The following is an 18,473-nucleotide window of genomic DNA, read 5'->3' as shown; positions in this document are numbered from 1 at the left end:
AGTTGCCGGTTCGTTCTTGATAAAAATCAAGGCCCCCAGGCGCTAGCGCGCCACCCTACGCCTGAGCCCGTGTACCGTCATTGCGGCGGCCATCGCTGCGGAGGTCATCATGAACGCTTTCACGCGACTGCTACTGATCTGCCACCCGGACCTGCACCCCTCGCCGGCCCTGGCGCGCGCGCAGGCGCTGGCCAAGGCCACAGGCGCCACCTTGCACCTGGTAGTGCTGAGCCAACTACCGTCACGCCTGACCACCCTTGACCAGGTGCTGCGCAGCAGTGCCCGCAAGCAAGACGCCGAGCACCGCGCGGCATGGCTGAACGAGCAGGCAAAGGCGCTTGGCGAGCAGGGCATTACCGCCTATGCCGAAGCGCTGGATGACGATGATCCACTCAAGGACCTGATCCGCCTGGCGCAGTTGCACCGTGTGGAGATGCTGATTAAGGATATCCGCCACGAAACCGTCGTCAGCCGTGCCCTGCTCACACCTCTGGACTGGCAGTTGCTGCGCCGTTGCCCGATTCCGTTGCACCTGGTAGCTCAGGCTGACTCGGCACTGCCTGCGCGAGTGCTGGCGGCGGTGGACCTGGTCGAACACGACGCAGCAGTGAACAAGTGCAACGACCGTATCCTGCAAGCGGCACAGGTGCTGGCGCAGCGCTGCAGGGCACAACTGCATGTGCTCCAGGCCTATGAACCCAGCCCCAGCTTCATCGCCTACGCCGCCGCACCCGTGGCATGGACACGCGAAGTGATCGAAGACTTGACGGGTAGAGCGCGGGAGCGCCTGACCCGGTTCGCCGGCCACTACGGCATCAAGCCGGACCACTTGCACCTGATACGCGGGGCTGCCCGTAGTGCCATCAGCGAATACGCCAACCAGCATGGCTTCGATGTGGTCGTCATGGGCACCCTTTACCATGAAGGCTTGGCCAAGATCATCGGCAGTACCACCGAGCAAACCCTGCACAAGGTGCATTCGAGCATTCTGGCGATCCACGGTTGATTGGCCGCCGGTGCCATGCCGCCGCTTGCCGCAAAGGCCCGGAAAGGCCTGTTCACCGGGTTTGATCTTTATCAATCGCACTGGCCGGCAAAAGGGTAGAAACAAAGGCTCAAGGCACAGGAGAGATGGCCATGAACAAGGATCAGCCCTGGAGGCTCTACTTCCTGGCAGTCGGCCTGGCGGTGCTCGCTGCCGTGCAATTTGGCGTGTTCAACCAGCCGGCCGTGCAAGCCATCCCTTACAGCCAGTTCCTGCAATTGCTCGATCAGCAGAAGGTAAGCGACCTGCATATCGAGCACGACCGTATCCTCGGCAGGCTGCAGGAACCGATCGATGGCCATTCGGTGTTCTCCACCGTGCGCGTCGACCCGGCACTGAGCGAGCAGCTGGGGCGCTCGAGCGTGGCATTCACTGGCGTCGCCGAAGACAGCACCGTGGCGACCGTGGTGGGCGCGTTGATGCCGCTGTTGATGATGCTGGTGCTGTGGTACTTCCTGTTTCATGGCCTGGGGCAAAAACAGGGGCTGGGGGGCTTGATGGGGGTGGGCAAGTCACACGCGCGGGTCTATGTCGAACATGATACCCAGGTGACCTTCGCCGACGTGGCCGGTATCGACGACGTCAAGGGCGAGCTGACCGAGATCGTGTCCTTCCTGAAAAACAAGGCGTGGTATGCGCGCCTTGGCGCCCATGTGCCCAAGGGCACGTTGCTGGTAGGCCCACCCGGCACCGGCAAGACCCTGGTCGCCAAGGCCATCGCCGGGGAAGCGGCGGTGCCGTTCTTCTCGATCTCCGGCTCGGAGTTCGTGGAGATGTTCGTCGGCGTGGGTGCCGCGCGGGTGCGTGACCTCTTCAACCAGGCACGCCAGGCCGCGCCTTGCATCATTTTCATCGACGAACTGGATGCCCTGGGCAAGATGCGCGGCGTCGGCAGCTTTGGCGGCAATGACGAGAAGGAACAAACCCTCAATCAGTTGCTGGCCGAACTCGACGGCTTCGACCCGCGTGAAGGCGTGGTGCTGCTGGCAGCGACCAATCGCCCGGAAGTCCTGGACCCGGCGCTGCTGCGTGCCGGGCGCTTCGACCGGCAGATTCTCATCGACCGGCCCGACCGCAAGGGCCGCCTGGCGATCCTGAAAGTCCACCTGCACAAGATCATTTACAAGAACGACCTGGACTGCGAGCGGATTGCCGAGATTACCCCGGGCCTGACGGGCGCCGACCTGGCCAACCTGGTCAACGAGGCGGCCATCGTCGCTACCCGGCGCTCCAGCCAGTGGGTCGAGTTGCAGGATTTCACCGCTGCGGTCGAGCGCCTGGTGGCGGGTGTCGAGCGCAAAGGCAGCGTGTTGCGCAGCGACGAGCGCCAGGTGGTGGCGTACCACGAAATGGGTCATGCCCTGGCCGCCAGCAGCCTGCCGGCAATGGACCCTGTGCACAAGGTGTCGATCATTCCCCGCGCCGCGGGCTCATTGGGCTACACCCTGCAACGACCAACCGATGACCGCTACCTGATCAGCACGCAGATGCTGCGCGACCGCCTTGTCGTGCTAATGGCCGGGCGCGCCGCCGAACATCTTGTGTTCGGCCAGGTCTCCACGGGTGCCGCCGACGACCTCGGGCGCGCCACCGACATCGCCCGCCAGCTAGTCACCCGCTTCGGCATGAGCCCGGTGCTGGGCCAAGCGGTTCTTGAGCACCAGCAAGCCGGTTATCTGGGCGACTCGGTGTTGCGCCAGGAGCGCAAGGACTACTCCGAGCAAACCGCGCGCGAGATCGACCTCGCTGTCCGTGGCTTGCTCGAAGAGGCCTATGGCCGCGCCGGGGCTTTGCTGGAGCAGCGCCGCAACGACCTGGATGCAGGCGCGCGTCTGTTGCTGGCCAAAGAGACCATCACCCCGGAAGAATTCCCGGCGTTGCAACCACAGGCCAATGAGCCCGCCACCTATGTGTTGCTCGATGCCACGAAGTGAACCGTCAATCCTGGCCAGGGTACCCGCCATGCTCTCTGTGACACTGATCAACATGCAGGTGGTGGTACTGGTGGTGATCATTCATGTATCAGGTCGCCGACATGGGTGGCGACGAGGGGCAGCCCCGTTTGACCTTTATCAACAGCGTGGCGGCCCATTTCGCCAGCCGGTTTGATCCTGATCAAAATGCCGGACTGGCCACGGCCTAGGCTGTTATCAGCAAGACATAGTTACCCTGCGAGGCAGCCATGAACCGGGATGGCAGTGCCAGCGTCCGCTTGCTGCAAACGTTACCGGGCCCGGGCACCCAGCAATTCCTGCGCCTGGCCCTTTGCGGCCAGCCATGCAGCGAGGCAATGGCTGGCCAGTACTGCGTACTCAGCCAGCGTACCGAGTGCTGGCCATGCAGCTACGTGAGCCTGCCTGGCGTGGCCGGGCAATTCATTGTCAGTACCCACCATGCACAGCCCTTGGGCCACGCAGGGGACCGGTTCGACTATTCCGGGCCGCTTGGCAGTGCCTGGCCACTTCCGCTGCAAAGTGCGAAGTTGTTGGCCATCAGTCGCGCCGATGGCCTGCTGCCCTTGCTGGGCGCGCTGGATGAGATTGGCTGCTGGCTACCCTGGGTACAGTTGAAGCTGTCACATGACGGCATTGCGGCCGAACTGCTGCCAGACGATTGTCGAACCTGGCTGTCGGCGCTGCCACCATTGCCGCGTGACTACAGCGGCTGGCTGCAAACCAGGCACTTGCTGACAACTTTCCGCCCGGACACGGTGTACTGTTGCGCACCGCCACAGGTGGCGCGCCAGGTGGCCCGGTTGTGCTGGCAAGCAGGCGTAGCCCCGCAGCGTATCTGGATACGCACGGATCATGTGCCACGCCCGATCGGGGTTGCACCCTCCGAAAGCTGGCCTGTGCAACGCTATGACCGGGTGCTTGCCGCACTCAAGTGGGCTCCTCCAGGCGGGTCAGGTTGATTAGGCCTTGCATGTCGATGAGCCTGACCTCACGCCCGGCGCATTGCAGGAAACCTGAATGGACGAAGCGGCTGAACAGCCGGCTGACCGTTTCCAGCGTGAGGTCCAGGTAGTTGGCGATATCACCACGGGACATGGGCAGGTTGAACACATCTGCCCGCAACCCTCGCGCCTGGTAACGCGCCGACATGCCCAACAGGAAGATCGCCAGCCGCTGCTCGGCACGCCCGTGGCAGCAGCGCAGGTGCTCGTCCTTGCCCTGGATCCCCAGGCTGAGCATGTGCAGCAACTGATAGCGCAACCCCGGAATCTGGCCGGACAGGTCCACCAACTGGTCCAGCCTGATGGAGCAGACCAGCGAGACTTCCAGGGCCATCGCAAAGCTTCGGTAATGACTGGCACCAATAGCGTCCAGCCCCAGCATGTCCCCCGGCAGGATGAAACCGCTCACCCGCTCGTTGCCCTCGGCATCGAGCAGAAAATTCTTGATCGCCCCGGAGCGCAGGGCAAACACGTGCTCCATGGGCTCATTGGCCTTGAACAGGTACTCACCCCTTTTCAACGGGCGGTTACGGCGGACGATTTGCTCCAGCTTGTCCACTTCGTCGGCACTGAGGCTGGCGGGCAGGCAAAGCCGGCTCAACGAGCACGCAAGACACTTCACATGGGGCCTTGCCCCCATATCCGCAGAGCCTGACATGGCGATGCCTCCGCTTTTTGCAGGCGGGCATCTACTCAAGTTAGCGGTTCCACTAAAAGTTGGCCGCAAGACCGACCAAGGGTAGGACGCACGAGTGAAGCAATTGACAACGGTCAAGTCAGCGCAGGGCTCGTTGCCGAAACTGGACTTCCTTGTTCATTCGACACAGAGGACATTGCCATGACACCCGCCGAGACTTCCCGAGTACACACAACGCCTTCGTTTCCCAAGCCTTCGGGTGAACACTGGATCGAAGCCCTTGAGAATGGCGTTCACGTATTGATCAGGCCCTTGCAAGCCAAAGACCGACAACGCGAAAAAGCCTTCATCGAACGGCTGTCGCCCGAGTCGCGGCATTTCCGCTTCCTGTGCCAGCTCCGGGAGCCCGGAGAGGCCATGCTCGATCAGTTGATGAAAGTCGACCAGGATCGCCAGGCGGCCTACGTCGCCCTCGCCCACGTGGATGGCGAGTTGCAGGAAGTGGGCATTTCCCGCTACGCCAGCGGTAGCGGCAAGGACGAGTGCGAATGCGCCGTTACCGTCATGGACAGCTGGCAGCACCATGGCCTGGGTCGCCTGCTGCTCAAGCACCTGATCGACCATGCCCGGGCCAAGGGCTTGCGGCAGATGTATTCGATCGACGCAGCAGCCAACCAGGCGATGCGCGACCTGGCCAAGGCGGCGGGGTTCACCACCGTTATTGACCCGGATGATCCCAGCCAGGTCATCCACCGGCTCTCACTGATCTGACCCTGGGCCGCCGCACCTTGACGCATTTCAGCTTTCGATGGGGGCCGGTGATGGCTTCAAGGTGTGACTGCACGCTCTTACTCGGGCAGCAGGTCGAACTGCGCGAGGCAGCGCTGCTCATCAGCGGGGGTCAACGCCTTCAGGCCACTCACCTCCTGCAGGGGCGTTTCGAACAGGGCCAGGCGGATCACCCCATTACGCTCCAGAAAGGTCTGTGCCAGGCAGGTGCATACGGGTTTGCCGACCAGCGCAGCGAGCTTCTCATCCTCCGGCACGCCCACCTGGACCTGCAGGTTGGCCGTGCAATTTTCCACGATCTGCGCCACGGAGCGCCCCGCCAGCCACACGGTACCAGCACCGAGCACGAGCAGGAGCAGCAACACGCTCATCAACCTGTTCGATTCGCGGGTAATTGAACGGAGCAACGCCAGCCTGGCCTGCCAACCCGTCTCCTGGCCATTGAAAATGGCCTTGCCGACCGTGCGTTTCACGCCCCGCTGCACTGCCCATCCCAGCGCGACGCTCAACGCCAGCAGGTTCAGGAGCACTGCCGGATCGCGCATGGGCATGCGCCAGCTCGGGCTCAAGACGCGATAGACGGACGCCGCGACGAGTAAGGCGACAATGGCCACGATCAACCCCAGGCTACCCTTGGGCCTGTGCATCCAGGCTCGCAGTTTCGCCCTTGCTTGCGTACTCATGACTCACCTCCCGCGCCCGGTTAGCGCACAGGGTCGATTGCGACGGTTTCCTGATAGTCCGGCACGCAAACCTGCCAGCCGAGCTCGAGGCTGATGCGCCGTCGCAAGGTGTCGGCAGCGTGCGGCTCGCCATGAATGACGTAGGTCTGCCGTGGCGGCCGGGTAAACCCACGCAACCACTCCATGATTTCGTCGGCGTCGGCATGCGCGGAGAGACTCTCCATGGCGTGCACCTGCGCCCTAATAGGCACGTCTTCACCCTGCAAGCGCACGCTGCGGGCACCGGCGACGATATCGGCACCCCGCGTGCCGCCGGCCTGAAAGCCGGAAAACAGGATGCTGTTGCGTGGGTTGGGGGCCAGCGCCTTGAGGTGGTGCAGCACCCGGCCACCCGTGGCCATGCCACTGGCGGCAATGATCACCGCAGGTTCGCGCAGCTGGTCCAGATGCCTGGACTCATCGACCGTTCGTACGATATGCGTGCCTTGGCACATCGCCGCGCACTCGACTTCCGACAGCCGATGTTCGCCGCGGAACTGCTGGTAAAGTGCGGTGGCGTCGGTGGCCATCGGGCTGTTCAGGTAGACCGGGATATCCGGAATCAGCCGGTCGCGCTTGAGCGTATACAGGTAGTACATCAACAGCTGGGCGCGGCCGACGGCGAACGATGGCACCAGGGTGATGCCATGGCGCAGCAGTGTTTCATTGATGACCTTGGCCAAATACTGGGCGGTCGACTCGTCAGGGTGCTGGCGATCACCGTAAGTCGACTCGACCAGCAGTACGTCCGCCGTCCTGACCAGTTCAGGTGCACGCATGATCGGGTCCTGAGGGCGGCCCAGATCACCCGAGAACAGCACGGTCTGACCTTCGGCACTGATCTGCACCGTTGCCGCGCCCAGAATATGCCCGGCGGTACGCATCAGCAGCTCCATTCCTTCGGCAATCGGCAACGGCTGATGCAACTCCACAGGGTGCAACAGTGCCAGGGCCCGTTTCGCATCCTGCTCGGTATATAGCGGGCGCGCTGGCGTGTGCTTGGAGTAGCCGTGGCGGTTGGCATGCTCGGCCTGTTCCTCCTGCAAACGTGCACTGTCCAACAGCAAGATCTCTGCCAGGGCACAGGTAGCCGGTGTGGCGTAGATCGGCCCGCTGTACCCCTCCCGCGCCAGCACCGGCAGATAACCGCTGTGGTCGAGATGGGCGTGGGTCAGCACCACTGCATCCAGGGCGCGCAGGGCCGGTGGCAGCGGCTCCCAGTTGCGCAGGCGCAGTTGCTTGAAGCCCTGGAACAACCCGCAGTCGACCAGCACCCGGGTGCTGTCGCGGGTCAACAGGAATTTACTGCCGGTCACGGTGCCTGTACCGCCAAGAAAGGTCAGTTGCATGGCTATGGCTCCCAGGTTTCGGCCACGTCAGGGTGCACTGCGAGGACGCTGCAGGGCGGGTGGCTGACAATTCGCTCGGTGGTATCGCCCAGCAGCTTGTCCAGCCCTTTGGGCTGCACGACGCCCATCACCAGCGCATCGATATCCAGTGCGGCCACCTGTTCGCGGATCACCTGTACCGGGCCGCCTTCCATGAAGTGCCGACGCTCGGGCGCGACGCCCTCGGCGTCGGCCAAGGCGTCGAATGGCTCCTGAAGCGCTTCGCGCATCTCGTCGATCCAGGCCTGGGTCACATTCATGTCCGCGGCGAACACGCCAGCCAGGTTGTAAGCCGACAACAGGTGCAACGGCGCATCACACTGCAGGGCCAGTGCCTGGGCGGCGCGGATGAGCCCACGATTGAAGTGCTCCTGCACAGCGGGTGTTTCGCTGAACGCTGTATCCACGGCCACCAGGACGCGCCTGGGCAGCGTGACGGCGGATCTCGGCACAAACTGCGTGATGCCCTTGAACCCCCGCATCAAGGCACAGTCCATCGGCGTACTGAACAGCCGCGCCAGAGCCGAGGCGGTTTCGCTGTCCTTGATGACCATGTCGGGCTGCAGTTCGCTGATGTAGTCGATGGCCATGCTGCGGATGTCGTCTGCAGCCAGGGTGTCGACTGTCAGCGAGACGCCACTGCCGCGATGCCGCTCGATCAAGGCTATCAGCCCTGCCCGATAGTGTTCGTATTGGCGCTTGATGTCGGCTTCATTGAGCCGCTCCTCGCGCAACAGGTGCTCGTCGCTCGGTTCGAACAGCCCCAGCAAATGCACGCTGGCGCCGCTGACATGCCCCAGGGCCAGGGCCCTGCGCAGCGCCGCTGAATGCGCATCGATCTCGGTGAGCAGCACCAGCAGTTGTCGGTATTGACCCATGATGAACCTCCGGGCTTGCGCTACTGGGGTGTGATGCAGGCGATATTCCGCGCACCGCTTAAATGGCGCTTGATGCAGATCAGAAAAAACGGCCATCCGCCCTGAACTTGACCATTGTCAGAACTGAACGGGTTGGCCGCGTTACAACGGCTGCACCAGGTACAGGTCAGGTCACCGGGAGGCACCATGAACGGGCAGCAAATTGAACAGGCGCAAGCTTGTGAGCACTGGGTCGAAACGCTAGACGACGGTTCAGCCGTGCTGATCCGCCCGCTGCGCGAGGAAGACCACGAACGGGACAAGCGCTTTTTGAGCACGATCGCCTACGAGACCAGGCGCTTTCGCTTCATCGCCGGGCTCAGCGGCGCAATGCCCAGCCTCGACCCGCAGTGGATGCCGGTCGATCAGCACCAGCGCATGGCCTATGTCGCGCTGGCCCATGTGGACGGCAAGCTGCAACAGGTCGGTGTCAGCCGCTATGCCAGCATAGCGGGCAGCCTGAGCTGCGAATGTGCGGTGGCGGTGAGCGAGGACTGGCAGCGCAAAGGCCTGGGCAGGCGCCTGCTGCAGCACCTGATCGTGGCAGCACGACGCAATGGCTACCAGTGCATGGTCTCCCGGGACTTGGCGAACAACTACGCCATGCACCGGCTGACCAAGGCACTGGGCTTTACCGCACGCTACCTGGGCGGGGACGTCAGCGAGATCCTGCACGAACTTGACCTGCTGCCTTGAAAGGACAAGACCCTTGCGGGCCTTGTGCCTAGCCCTGGGAGTGCTCCGGAGCAATCACCAGCACGCTGTTGGACAAACGATGCAATACCCGCTCCGCCGTGCTGCCGATGAACCAGCCGATGTCGTGGTGGTGATAACTGCCCATGACCAGCACATCGATGTCATTGTTATCCATGAACACTGCCAGAACCTTGGCCGGATCGCCTATACGCATGTGACGGTGCTCCACGGCTATCCCGTTTCGCTCGGCAAGCAGCTGGAAGGCGTCGCTCTGGGCTTCGTGCAGGGTCTGGGCGAGGTTCGAATCGAACAGGAACGAATGTTCCCGGCTACCGCCCGCGTCCAGGTACATGGAACCCAGATCATAGGCATATAACAATTCGATCTGGGCATTGCATTGCAATGCCAGTTTCAGCGCTTCGCTGATGATCCGGTCGTTGAAACCTTCAAATTGATCTTCAGGCCGGGACAGGTCCACGGCCGCAAGGATTCGACGTGGCAACGCATGGCTGGCCTTGTGCACCAGGTGCAAGGGGATTCGCGTTTCGCGCAGCAGCTGGATATCGAGCGAAGTAAACATGGCTCGCATCCACCAAGGTTCATGCTCGAATTCCTTGATCAGCATGGCGAACGGCTGCTCGCGCAGGTGCACCAGGATCTCATTCAAGGGCTGCTGCACCCACACCACTTCGGTAGTGACCGTGACGCCATTGCGCCGCATCGGCAGCGCCTGGCTTTCCAGCCATTCACGGTGTTGCTGCACATAACCCTCGCGCATGACCGACAGCGCCTGATCATTCACCAGGCCCGCCGTGGCAAGCCCTTCCAGATAGTCGAAAGCCACGATGTGCAGCGCCATTCCCTTGGCCTTGGCCAGCGCCGCGGCACGGTCATAGACCGGGGTTCGACGCATCAGGGGGGATGCGATCATCAGCAGTCTTTGCACAGTTTCCATGGCACACCTCTGCAATAGCGATACGTTGCCATAGCTTCTGCCACCCATGTCTTGCGAATTTGATGTTTATCAACTGCAGGTCACTGCCGACAAACGGCATCGTCGATGGCGCAGGAACTTGATGCCGATCAATGCCTGCAGACTTTGCCAGCGCACCCTAAGCCCATATCAACAACAATTACGTGCTCTGGAGGCGTGCCATGGCGCTCATGAAAGCAGCGGTATTCGTCGACAAGAATCGTATCGTGCTGGATGCGTTGGTCCGCATTACCACCCCAGTTGTTCACCCACCAACGCGATGGTGTGATGAAAGTGGCGATCACGCCCTGAGCATCACCCCGCTGACGGCAGGGACGCCTTCATCGTGCAATGCTCGCTCTTACATGCTGTGGAGGCTCTGATGAACGTCTTCATTGAGAAAAATAGCGAGCAGGATCGCTGGTGGGTCCGCATGGATGACTGGCGGGTGAGTTTCAATACAGCTGCCGAAGCCGAGCAGTTTGCCGAGCGGCTCACAACCCGCCTGAACGCGCCCCACTCGCTTGACATGCTGGCTGACTGGTCGCCCCGAACTGGCGTCGCCGACGCGCGCAATGCCATCGCCGTCTTACCGGCCCAAACCGATCGCCGATGCGTGAAGGAGGCCTGAAGATGTCCGGCCAATTGAAGGTCACGCTGCTCGACCAGCCTGACTTGTCGCGTACGGCAAAACTTGTGCACCTCAAACCGCTGGCAACCCTCTGCAGTCACTGCCGTGTCAATGGCTTGTGCCTGCCCACCGGCCTGCCCGTCCACGATGAAAGCTGCCTGGGCGCGTTGATAGGCCCACGTATGCGCATTCGCAAGGGCACCGCACTGTTCAATGCCAACGATCCACTGACCACCCTCTATGCCGTGCGTTGTGGCAGTTTCAAGACCAACCTGAACACCGCCGAGGGGCAAGGCGTGGTGATCAATTTCTGGATGCCGGGCGATGTGCTAGGCCTCGATGCCATAGCCACCGAACACCATGTCTGCGACGCCATAGCCTTGGAAGACAGCGAAGTCTGCCCCGTACCGTATCGCCGCCTGCAAGCCCTGGCGCGCGACTTTCCCATCTTGCAACAAAGCCTGAACCGCATGATGAGCCGCGAGATCGTACGTGAACATGAACGCGTGCTGATGCTGTGCAACCTGACCGCCGAACAGCGTCTGGCCAGTTTTCTGGTGGGGCTATCCAGGCGCTTCGTCAGTCGCGGCTACTCTGCTCATGGCTTCCTGTTGCGCATGTCACGCGAAGACATGGCCTCGTACCTGGGGTTGCGCCTGGAAACCGTGTGCCGATCCGTCGCCCGCCTGCGCGCACTGGGTATCCTCAACCTGCATGGCAGACTGGTGGAAATTCTCGACATGCCTGCATTGAAGGCGCTCGAACAGGGCGGCGGTGAAAGTGAACACAAGGCCCCCTGAGGCTACCTCACTATTCTCGGGGCGATGTGGCTGCGATCGATGACATGAAAATGCCAAGCCCGCGTCACGGTATAAGGCCAAACAGCCAGCCCAGGCCGCCAGTGCCCAATACCACCAGCCATGGGGGCAAACTCCAGAACATCGTGCGGTCAGTGCCACTGCTACTACCTTCAATCCGTGCAGCGCACCTGGAGGCATGACATCGCCATGGCTGGAGATGCTCAGCGCGAAGAGTGTCAGGACAATCGCCGAGGGTAACGTGAACCCCATCCAAGCGGCTAGAGCACCACTGTAGCCTGAGCGGCAAAGGCCCAGCGCGATGCCAGCCTGACTACTGGCAGGGCCTGCTAAAAACTGGCAAAGCGCAACAAGATCCGCATAACTACGCTCGCTCAACCACTTCCGGCGCACCACGAATTCGTCTCGCAAGTACCCCAGGTGAGCGATTGGACCGCCAAAGGAGGTCAGTCCCCAGAAAGATCAAGAAAACTGCCCAAGGATTTCGGTCAGTTCGAGGGGTATCGGTCACGATCTTCAACTCTGTATTGGCAGATTCCACGAACAATAACTGAATAAAGGGAGAAGGTACGTGACCTGGTCCGCCCCCTAACCACTACCTCCTGAATACCAACTCGATGCCATGGGTGACATGAGTTCACCTGTGCCTTGAGAAGTGATCGTTTGAGTCGATCAAATCGCTGAAATCTAATGGTTGGAAACCAACAAGAAGCTCGCACGGAAGCGATCAGCGACAGAGATAACTACAAGATGACTCCAACGTTCTCGTTAATCGTCCTGGGCACCGCGATACTCCTGATCGTGGTGATGATCAGCAAGCTCAAGGTCCACCCCTTCCTCGCCCTGCTGGCTGCAAGCCTGGTGGTAGGCATCGGCACCGGCATGCCGCCTACGGCCATGGTTGCTGCTTTCGAAAAGGGCATGGGCAGCACACTCGGCTTTCTCGCCGGTATCATCGGCCTGGGCAGCATCCTCGGCAAACTGCTGGAAGAATCGGGCGGGGCGAAACGCATCGCCACCACGCTGCTGAACCTGCTGGGCGAACACAACGCGTCATGGGCAATGATGCTGGTGGGCTTCATCGCCGGCATCCCGGTGTTCTTCGAAGTCGGCTTCGTGTTGCTGATTCCGCTGATCTACGTGGTCGCCCGGCAAACCCGCATCAGCATGCTGTACCTCGGCGTGCCGCTGGCCACCTCGCTGATGGTGGTGCACTGCATCCTGCCACCGCACCCGGCGGCCACGGCAATTACCGGCATGCTCAATGCCGATATCGGCACGGTCATCCTCTACGGCCTGATCGTGGGTCTGCCCACCGCCATCCTCGCCGGCCCGATCTGGGTACGCTTTGCCTGCAAGCGCGGCGCGACGCCAGCACAACAGGCGTTCCTTGCCGCACGCAGCGAGGCCCAGGCCGACGACCAACCGCTGCCGGCCTTTGGCATCACGCTCGCCACGGTGCTGCTGCCGCTGCTGCTCATGGTCGGCAAGACCCTGGCCGTCACCGTGCTGGCCAAAGGCACCTCGCTGTACGAATGGGTGGCCTTTATTGGCAATCCGCTGATCGCCCTGGCGCTGTCGGTGGTGTTCGCCTACTGGGCGCTGGGCCTACGTCGCGGCCTGGACATGGCGCAGTTGCTCAGCCTGACTCAGCGCTGCTTCCCTCCCCTGGCCGGCATTCTGCTGATCATCGGTGCCGGTGGCGCCTTCAACGACATGCTGGTGGGCAGCGGCATCGGCAAGGCACTGGCTGACGTGCTCAACCAGACGCAGCTCAACCCGATCATACTCGCCTGGCTGATCGCCGGGATCATGCACTTTGCGGTCGGTTCGGCCACGGTGGCCATGATCAGCGCGGCCGGCATGGTGCTGCCGATGCTTGGCCAACACCCCGAATACAACCGGGAAATCCTGGTGATCGCCATCGGTGCCGGGGCCATTGGCTGGACGCACATTACCGACTCGGCGTTCTGGGTAGTGAAGGAATACCTCGGCCTGTCGCTGAGCGATGCGCTGAAGAAATTTACCGCAGCGACCGTGCTGGCCTCGGTGATTGCCCTGTGCCTGACCCTGCTGCTTTCGAAAATTGTCTGATCTACTGTGCAAAGACTGCGCTACAGGTGAAATCATGATTCACGGAAAAACCTTGCAAGCCTGGCAACAAAGCCACCCGATCATTGCCGAACTGGTCGCCCTGAAAGAAACCAGCTGGTTCAACCCTGGTATTGCCAAAGCGTCAGAGGCGTTGAACGACGTGGGCCTGACCGCTGCTGATGTGCAAGCCACGAGCGAGCGGCTGCAGAGGTTCGCGCCCTACCTCGCCACTGTGTTCCCCGAAACGGCCGCTACCGGTGGGGTTATCGAGTCGCACATCGCCCCACTGCCGCAGCTTCGCCAGCAGCTGATCGAAGAAGGATCACTGCAGCATGTGGGTAGCCTGTGGCTGAAAGCCGACTGTGACCTGCCCATTTCAGGCTCCATCAAGGCCCGGGGCGGCATTCATGAAGTGCTCAAGCACGCTGAGGACCTGGCCTTGGCCGCCGGCCTGATCACACCCTCCGATGACTATGCCGTATTGGCCAGCGAGCAGGCGCGGGCGTTCTTCAGCCAGTACAAGATCGCCGTGGGGTCGACCGGTAACCTGGGCTTGTCGATCGGCATCATGAGCGCGAAGCTGGGCTTCCAGGTGAGCGTGCACATGTCATCCGACGCCAGGCAGTGGAAAAAAGACAAGCTGCGCGCCAACGGTGTAACGGTCATTGAACACGCCTCGGACTACAGCGTTGCCGTCGAACAGGGCCGCCAGCAGGCAGCGTCCGATCCCAGCTGCTATTTCGTTGACGACGAGAACTCCCCACAACTCTTTCTGGGCTATGCCGTAGCCGCCGAGCGCCTGGCTCGGCAATTCGACCAGGCCGGCATCAAGGTGGACGCCGATCACCCACTGTTCGTCTACCTGCCCTGCGGTGTTGGCGGCGGCCCTGGCGGCGTCGCCTTCGGCTTGAAGCTGGTATTCGGCGATGCCGTGCACTGCGTTTTCGCCGAGCCCACCCACTCACCCTGCATGCTGCTGGGGGTGTACACCGGCCTGCACGATGAAACCAGCGTGCAAGACTTCGGCATCGACAACATCACCGCCGCCGACGGCCTGGCGGTCGGGCGACCGTCCGGGTTCGTCGGCAAAGCCATGCAGCGGCTGATCGATGGCTACTACACGGTGACCGACGAAGAATTGTACCGTCTGATGGTGATTGCCTTCGAACAGGACAAGGTCAAGCTGGAACCCTCTGCGCTGGCCGGCGTACCCGGCATGGTTCGGGTGCTGCAGGCGAGTGACTATCTGGCTCGCCTGGGCCTCTCCCCGGCCCAGCTGCAGCAGACTACCCACCTTGTCTGGGGAACGGGTGGCAGCATGGTGCCGGACGATGAGTTCAACGCTTACCTGGCGAAAGGACGAAGCCTGCAGGCTACGATGTAACAGCAGTCGATGCACTGCGCAGAAGGATTGGTCAATGAACAGACCTGGCAGCGGTACCACCGTGAAACTCAACGGCTCGCACCTGGGCAGCCTGCATGTTTTCCTGGTGGCCGCACGGCACCTGAGCTTCTCTCGCGCAGCCGATGAGCTGTGCCTGACGGCCAGTGCCGTGAGCCATCGCATCAACCGTCTGGAAGATGAGCTGGGGTTCAAGCTGTTTCACCGCATGCCGCGCAAGGTCAGCCTCACCGAAGACGGCGAGCGCCTGTTCACCGTGATGCAGCGGACCATGGACGAACTCGGCGAGGCCGTGCAGGAGCGCGCCCACGCCGAGGTCGCCGGCCAACTGACCTTGTATGTACGCCCATCCGTAGCACAGTGCTGGCTGGTGCCGCGGCTGGCTCAGTTCACCGCCCGCTACCCTGATATCCAGCTGGATATCAGGGTCGGTAACGAGAGCATCGACTACCGCACACGCAAGATCGACCTGGTCCTCTGCTACTCGGATGGCCACCATCCCGGGTTGCAGAGCATCCACTTGATGAATGAGCGGATCGCCCCGGTGTGCTCTCCCCATTATGCAGAAACCCATGCATTGGCAGGTGACCCGCACCAGGTGGATCAGTGCACCGCATTGCATGACGTTGCGGCCTGGGACAACGCCGCATTCGATGCAGAATGGCAGCTCTGGGCCAGCAGTAAAGGTGCCGGCATTGAACTCCCACGCCGATTCCTCACATTTGATCGTTCAGACCTTTGCACGCTCGCTGCGCTGAATCACGCCGGCATTGCCATTGGCCGGGAACAACTGGTCAGAGAGCGTATTGCGCGAGGTGAGCTGGTTCTGCCGTTCGGCGACTTTGTGGATGCGTCCAGCTACGGTTACTTCCTGGTCTATCCGCATCACGACCCGATGCCGAAAAGGTTACAGGTATTGATTGACTGGCTCATGGAGTGCGCCTCCAACTGCTGAACGAGGCACACAATCTCCCTCATCCAGCGGTCGTGACGTTGCCATCCGCGGCCTTGCAGCCAAGGCTGCGCATCAGATCGCGAGTAGCGTCGAAGAAGATGTCGTTGAAGGCATCGGCACATTCCGGGGTGAGCCTGCTGGAAGGGCCGGAAAGCACCAGCGCACCGACCAACTCGTCGCCAGCGCCGTATACGGGAAAGGCTACTGATGCAGCATGCGGGTCTGTGGCCCCCATGGAGAAAAACGGCCGTTGCATGGCGATACCGTTCGCGAACGGCGTACGCAAAGCCTGGGCGCCAGCAGCGTCGTCCATCGGTCGCATGTCGCCGGGCTGAACGTGCATCCGCAGTCGATGAGGTGAGTTCACTCGATACTGGCACATCCGGTAAGCGCCGTGACGCACGTAGAACGAGGCGGTCTCGCCAGTACGCTCTGCCAACAGATGCAGCCTGGGCATCACGTGACGCTCCAGATCGATGCCTTCCTCATACACCGCATTAAGCCGCATGACCTCGCTGGCCAGCTGGTAGCGCCCATCTGCCATGCGATTGACGAAACCATGATTTTCCAGCGAGACCATCAAACGCATGATGGTACTTTTGATCAGTCCGGTACGCTCGACAAGCTCCACAAGGGTCAAAGACGTGTCTCCCACCTGGAACGCAGAGAGCACTGTCAGCACGCGATCAGCCGAAGCCACGCCATTCACCGCAGGACGCGGCCGAACATTAACCATCAGTAGATCCTCACCTTTGAATTGCCCAAGTCTTTGTCAGGGCCCAGAAAAATCATTATCTGCCAATGCCCTGGCAACCGCCATCATGCCAGCAAGAGCCGATGCGGCACCATCATCGTTGACGGTTAAGTAGCCTGAACAGAAGACCAGCCGGCCGCTCACCGCGCCCACCGGCCAGATGGCCCCACACCTGAACGCCGGGCCATGCTCATTGCCCTCCAATCCTCCTGCTGCTGGCTCAGAACAACGCCACGGTATAGTTGACGATCACGCGATTCTGATCGCCATTGCGGGCCGCTTCGCTGCGGGACATGCCATTGCGCCAAGCCACGCCCAGCCCCTTGAAGGTACCGCTCTGGATGACGTAGTCCAGGGAGAAGTCTCGCTCCCACTCCGACTGCTCGGCACCGCCCGCGGTCTGGATGTGATCACCGTTGAGGTACATCACCGAGGCCTTGAGGCCAGGCACACCCAAAGCCGCGAAATCGTAGCCATACTGCGCAAAGCCGGTGCGCTCGCCAGCACGGGTGAAGCTCAGCAGCATCTTGTCGGTCCACAGGTACAGGCTGCTGCCACCGGCACCCTTGTCGATCGACCCCTGGTTGATCTGCACGAAGTTGCTGTCGTCGGAAACGCTCTGATAGCCCAGCATGAGCGAGTGACCGCCCAGGCGGTAGGTGAACGCCGCGCTCCACAGTTCGCTGTCGATCTCGCCGTCTCCATCGGCGGTATAGCCGCCTACCGTATAACCCTGCGCGCGCCCCGAAGCGCTGCCGTTGGCGCCGTCCGAGCGGGTGCGGAAGTAGCGCAGGTCGGTTGTCAGCGAGCTGTCGTCAGTCAGTGCCAGGGTGTGATTGAGGCCAGCGAAATGCTGCTGGTAATAGTCCTGCAACTGACCGACGTAGTACTGCAGCAGGAGCGCATCGGTGGCACGGTAATCGGCACCGGCAAAGTAGAAACGGTCACTTTCCTGGGTGCCGCCACTTACGGCCATGCCGGTCAGGTCGGTGGAAGCCCGACCCCGGGCGCGGTCCAGAGCGCCGCCGATCAGCATCAGGTCGTCGAACTCCTTTGATTGCAGCTGCACGCCCTGGAAAGACTGTGGTAGCAGCCGACCATCGGAGGCCACCAATACGGGCATCTTTGGCATCAACTGGCCGGCCCGCAGCTCGCTCTTGCTCGCTTTCAGCTTCAGGGTCGCGCCCGCACTGCCCCACTGATCCACCGCACGCTCGCCATCGGAGGGAATCATCGTGCTGCCCGCGTGCCGGCCACGGCCGCTGTCCAGGGTGACGCCCAGCATGGCGGTGGCATCCACCCCGACACCGATCACTCCGCTGGTGTAACCCGAACGCAGATCGAGCAGGAAGCCCTGCGCCCATTCCTCGGTCTTCGAGGGCTTGGCGGCACCGTCGCGGTTATCACTGCTGAAGTAGAAGTTGCGCATTGCCAGGTTGGCATGGCTGCCGGAAAGAAAATCCGCTTGCGCAGGCAGCACCATGAGGCCGCCACTGGCGGCAAGTGCAAGACCACAGAAGGAAGGTAAGGATTTCAAGACGAAAGCTCCCTGGGCACCCGAACCCGAGCGCCGGTTTTCTTGTTATTGGAATTAACGCCGAATCAGCCCTGCCTAAACTCCAGGCGCTGATATTTTGGAACGCCATTTCCTTTATAGGAACTCACAAAATCCTTACCCTCGTCAACATCCAGAAAT

The 18,473-nt window shown here is 61.7% G+C and carries 19 protein-coding genes and 1 pseudogene; 12 read left to right on the top strand and 8 right to left on the bottom strand.

What is annotated here, in order from left to right; all coding sequences use genetic code 11:
- The first annotated feature begins 109 nt into the window (after positions 1 to 109).
- The 4 genes from ACOKS3_RS12240 to ACOKS3_RS12225 all read left to right on the top strand — a co-directional run bounded on the left by ACOKS3_RS12240 (position 110) and on the right by ACOKS3_RS12225 (position 3,959).
- Positions 110 to 1,006 carry a universal stress protein gene (locus tag ACOKS3_RS12240; RefSeq protein ID WP_422763086.1) on the top strand — a complete coding sequence of 299 codons (897 nt, stop codon included), beginning with the start codon at positions 110 to 112 and terminating at the stop codon, positions 1,004 to 1,006.
- Between the two features lie 131 nt (positions 1,007 to 1,137).
- Positions 1,138 to 2,979, top strand: coding sequence for an ATP-dependent zinc metalloprotease FtsH (ftsH, locus tag ACOKS3_RS12235; protein WP_103446962.1), 1,842 nt, complete (start codon positions 1,138 to 1,140; stop codon positions 2,977 to 2,979).
- 83 nt (positions 2,980 to 3,062) lie between these two features.
- A complete protein-coding gene (locus ACOKS3_RS12230; RefSeq protein ID WP_258035851.1) occupies positions 3,063 to 3,188 on the top strand; it encodes a hypothetical protein in 126 nt (41 codons plus the stop codon).
- A 39-nt stretch (positions 3,189 to 3,227) separates the two neighbouring features.
- Positions 3,228 to 3,959 carry a hypothetical protein gene (locus ACOKS3_RS12225; protein ID WP_103446961.1) on the top strand — a complete coding sequence of 244 codons (732 nt, stop codon included), beginning with the start codon at positions 3,228 to 3,230 and terminating at the stop codon, positions 3,957 to 3,959.
- Here ACOKS3_RS12225 and fnrB read toward each other — a convergent pair.
- Positions 3,928 to 4,659: a Crp/Fnr family transcriptional regulator FnrB gene (fnrB, locus tag ACOKS3_RS12220; protein WP_103446960.1), complete on the bottom strand. Its 732-nt coding sequence runs from the start codon at positions 4,657 to 4,659 to the stop codon at positions 3,928 to 3,930. The genes ACOKS3_RS12225 and fnrB overlap by 32 nt on opposite strands.
- A gap of 180 nt (positions 4,660 to 4,839) precedes the next feature.
- On the opposite strand from fnrB, the gene ACOKS3_RS12215 reads away from it, so the two are divergent.
- Complete coding sequence (locus ACOKS3_RS12215; protein ID WP_103446959.1) at positions 4,840 to 5,409, top strand: GNAT family N-acetyltransferase; 570 nt, start codon at positions 4,840 to 4,842, stop codon at positions 5,407 to 5,409.
- 77 nt (positions 5,410 to 5,486) lie between these two features.
- On the opposite strand, the gene ACOKS3_RS12210 is transcribed toward ACOKS3_RS12215, so the two are convergent.
- From ACOKS3_RS12210 to ACOKS3_RS12200, 3 genes are read right to left on the bottom strand one after another with little or no spacing between them, the layout of a single operon-like run.
- Positions 5,487 to 6,074: a hypothetical protein gene (locus ACOKS3_RS12210; RefSeq protein ID WP_422763211.1), complete on the bottom strand. Its 588-nt coding sequence runs from the start codon at positions 6,072 to 6,074 to the stop codon at positions 5,487 to 5,489.
- 56 nt (positions 6,075 to 6,130) lie between these two features.
- Positions 6,131 to 7,498 carry an MBL fold metallo-hydrolase RNA specificity domain-containing protein gene (locus tag ACOKS3_RS12205; RefSeq protein WP_103446957.1) on the bottom strand — a complete coding sequence of 456 codons (1,368 nt, stop codon included), beginning with the start codon at positions 7,496 to 7,498 and terminating at the stop codon, positions 6,131 to 6,133.
- 2 nt (positions 7,499 to 7,500) lie between these two features.
- Positions 7,501 to 8,415 (bottom strand): universal stress protein, encoded by a 915-nt coding sequence (locus tag ACOKS3_RS12200; protein WP_422763085.1) that lies wholly within the window; start codon positions 8,413 to 8,415, stop codon positions 7,501 to 7,503.
- Between the two features lie 186 nt (positions 8,416 to 8,601).
- Here ACOKS3_RS12200 and ACOKS3_RS12195 point away from each other — a divergent pair, with 186 nt between their 5' ends.
- Positions 8,602 to 9,150: a GNAT family N-acetyltransferase gene (locus ACOKS3_RS12195; protein ID WP_103446955.1), complete on the top strand. Its 549-nt coding sequence runs from the start codon at positions 8,602 to 8,604 to the stop codon at positions 9,148 to 9,150.
- 28 nt (positions 9,151 to 9,178) lie between these two features.
- Here the strand turns inward: ACOKS3_RS12195 and ACOKS3_RS12190 are convergent, their stop codons facing one another.
- Positions 9,179 to 10,105: a universal stress protein gene (locus ACOKS3_RS12190; RefSeq protein WP_422763084.1), complete on the bottom strand. Its 927-nt coding sequence runs from the start codon at positions 10,103 to 10,105 to the stop codon at positions 9,179 to 9,181.
- Between the two features lie 200 nt (positions 10,106 to 10,305).
- Between ACOKS3_RS12190 and ACOKS3_RS12185 the strand changes: the two genes are divergently transcribed.
- Genes ACOKS3_RS12185 through ACOKS3_RS12175 form a run of 3 tightly spaced genes read left to right on the top strand, consistent with a single transcriptional unit; the run spans position 10,306 to position 11,554 of the window.
- The gene (locus tag ACOKS3_RS12185; protein WP_422763083.1) at positions 10,306 to 10,506 is read left to right on the top strand and encodes a hypothetical protein; all 201 of its coding nucleotides are present in this window, start codon (positions 10,306 to 10,308) and stop codon (positions 10,504 to 10,506) included.
- Positions 10,506 to 10,754: a hypothetical protein gene (locus ACOKS3_RS12180; RefSeq protein ID WP_103446953.1), complete on the top strand. Its 249-nt coding sequence runs from the start codon at positions 10,506 to 10,508 to the stop codon at positions 10,752 to 10,754. Before ACOKS3_RS12185 ends, ACOKS3_RS12180 begins: the two co-directional genes overlap by 1 nt.
- A 2-nt stretch (positions 10,755 to 10,756) precedes the next feature.
- Positions 10,757 to 11,554, top strand: coding sequence for a helix-turn-helix domain-containing protein (locus ACOKS3_RS12175; RefSeq protein ID WP_103446952.1), 798 nt, complete (start codon positions 10,757 to 10,759; stop codon positions 11,552 to 11,554).
- A 141-nt stretch (positions 11,555 to 11,695) separates the two neighbouring features.
- On the opposite strand, the pseudogene ACOKS3_RS12170 reads toward ACOKS3_RS12175, so the two are convergent.
- Positions 11,696 to 12,083: pseudogene (locus ACOKS3_RS12170) on the bottom strand (chromate transporter); the annotation flags it as partial.
- A 239-nt stretch (positions 12,084 to 12,322) separates the two neighbouring features.
- On the opposite strand from ACOKS3_RS12170, the gene ACOKS3_RS12165 reads away from it, so the two are divergent.
- From ACOKS3_RS12165 to dsdC, 3 genes are read left to right on the top strand one after another with little or no spacing between them, the layout of a single operon-like run.
- On the top strand, positions 12,323 to 13,666 hold the full coding sequence (locus ACOKS3_RS12165) for a GntT/GntP/DsdX family permease (RefSeq protein WP_103446951.1): 1,344 nt from the start codon (positions 12,323 to 12,325) through the stop codon (positions 13,664 to 13,666).
- Positions 13,667 to 13,700: 34 nt separating this feature from the next.
- Positions 13,701 to 15,050, top strand: a complete 1,350-nt coding sequence (locus ACOKS3_RS12160; RefSeq protein ID WP_422763082.1) for a D-serine ammonia-lyase — start codon at positions 13,701 to 13,703, stop codon at positions 15,048 to 15,050.
- A 34-nt stretch (positions 15,051 to 15,084) separates the two neighbouring features.
- On the top strand, positions 15,085 to 16,023 hold the full coding sequence (gene dsdC, locus ACOKS3_RS12155) for a DNA-binding transcriptional regulator DsdC (protein ID WP_103446949.1): 939 nt from the start codon (positions 15,085 to 15,087) through the stop codon (positions 16,021 to 16,023).
- 19 nt (positions 16,024 to 16,042) lie between these two features.
- On the opposite strand, the gene ACOKS3_RS12150 is transcribed toward dsdC, so the two are convergent.
- Together ACOKS3_RS12150 and ACOKS3_RS12145 are read right to left on the bottom strand one after the other, a co-directional pair.
- Positions 16,043 to 16,759, bottom strand: coding sequence for an IclR family transcriptional regulator (locus ACOKS3_RS12150; RefSeq protein WP_103446948.1), 717 nt, complete (start codon positions 16,757 to 16,759; stop codon positions 16,043 to 16,045).
- Between the two features lie 238 nt (positions 16,760 to 16,997).
- Positions 16,998 to 18,260: an OprD family porin gene (locus tag ACOKS3_RS12145; protein ID WP_422763210.1), complete on the bottom strand. Its 1,263-nt coding sequence runs from the start codon at positions 18,258 to 18,260 to the stop codon at positions 16,998 to 17,000.
- Positions 18,261 to 18,473: the final 213 nt, after the last annotated feature.

The sequence above is a fragment of the Pseudomonas sp. HS6-2 genome (genome assembly GCF_049325675.2).
GTDB classification, from domain to species: domain Bacteria; phylum Pseudomonadota; class Gammaproteobacteria; order Pseudomonadales; family Pseudomonadaceae; genus Aquipseudomonas; species Aquipseudomonas putida_N.
This window is presented reverse-complemented; position numbering and strand designations above follow the sequence as displayed.